Here is a 1,468-nt window from a genome sequence, read left to right as displayed (position 1 = left end):
CCTCGCCAGTCGTAGTTATTGTGGTTTCATTACCAGCGGAGTCGGTTACTGATACGTCTACACTGTATTCGCCTTCACTCAGCTCATCTGGTACATCAGCACTAAATGTGCCGTCAGCGAGCACTTCTGTCGTGATAACTTGTTCGTTCCCAGCGTCATCAGTCACGGTAATGGTAACAACCGTGCCTTCAGGCTCACCCGTTGCAGTGCCTGAAATAGTCGGTGTGGTGTCGTTACTCTCACCTAATTCATCAATAGTAATGATCGGTGATGTTGTATTAATTGTGCCTATTGCAGACGCTAGCCCATTATTTCCTGCAGTGTCTGTTACTAAAACATCTACAGTATAATCTCCTTCTCCTAGATCATTTAATACATTAGTAGTCCAGCTACCATCAGCCAATGTTTGAGTGGTTATGGTTTGTGGAATGCCATTTATATCGGTTACCGTTAACGTAACAGTTGTGCCTGCTGGTACATTTTGCACTGAGCCTGAAATATTAGGAGTGGTGTCACTGCTCTCATCAAGTGTGTTAATTATTACTATTGGAGCTGATAAATCAATTATCCCGGTATCAGTATCACTTGCTATATTTCCGGCTGCATCTGTAGTTGTTGCAGTAATTGTAAACTCGCCTTCTGCAATATCTTGTGTTGCGCCTACTTGCCAAGAACCATCATTTGAAATAACCACTGTCAATGTTTGAGAGTCACCGTTTGCATCAGTAACTAAAACACTAACAAGGCTACCAGGTTCTACATCAGTCGTTGTTCCGCTAAATGTAGGAGTTGTGTCATTTGAATCAATAAAGTTATCTATACTAATTACAGGTGCTGAAATATCAACAGTTCCAGTTTCTGTATCTTGCGCTGTATTACCGGCACTATCTGCAACAGTAGCTACAACACTAAAGTCACCTTCATTTAAATTAGCTGGGACATCTATATTCCATGTGCCATCAGCCTCTATTGCAGCTACAAGTTCTTGCTCAAGCCCGCTACTGTCAGTAATAATTATTGTAACCAAGCTTTCTGCGGGTAGACCTTGCGTAGAACCAGAAATAGTTGGTGTAACGTCTGTTGTATTACCTATCTCATTGATTGTTATACTTGGTGCCGTTAAATCTATGTTTCCTGTCACTGTAGCGGTACTGCTATTTCCTGCTTCATCACTCACACTTGCCAGTACAGTGAAATCACCTTCACTAAGCTCTAAAGGTATATCGGTGCTGTAACTACCATTAGCATTCACGCTCGTAGTAATTGTTTGTTGGTTACCTTCGCTATCAGTTACTAACAATACAACCTCAGTACCTGCTGGCACATCAATTACGTTTCCGCTAATTGTTGGGGTTGTATCATTGGTGTCATCAATTGGATTGATCGTAATTGCAGGATCGGTTAGGTCTATTTCTCCCACTTCGCTAGCTGAAGCAGTATTACCGGCTGCATCAGTAACCGTTGCTAC

1 protein-coding gene is annotated in these 1,468 nt (G+C 42.1%); it reads right to left on the bottom strand.

Translation table 11 applies throughout. The annotated features are described in order from the left end of the window. Window positions 1-1,468, bottom strand: a 1,468-nt coding sequence (locus L647_RS0101175) for an Ig-like domain-containing protein (protein WP_024609576.1), incomplete at both ends; no start/stop codon positions are given.

Source organism: Pseudoalteromonas sp. TB64 (assembly GCF_000498095.1).
In the GTDB taxonomy this organism is placed as follows: Bacteria; Pseudomonadota; Gammaproteobacteria; order Enterobacterales; family Alteromonadaceae; genus Pseudoalteromonas.
This window is presented reverse-complemented; position numbering and strand designations above follow the sequence as displayed.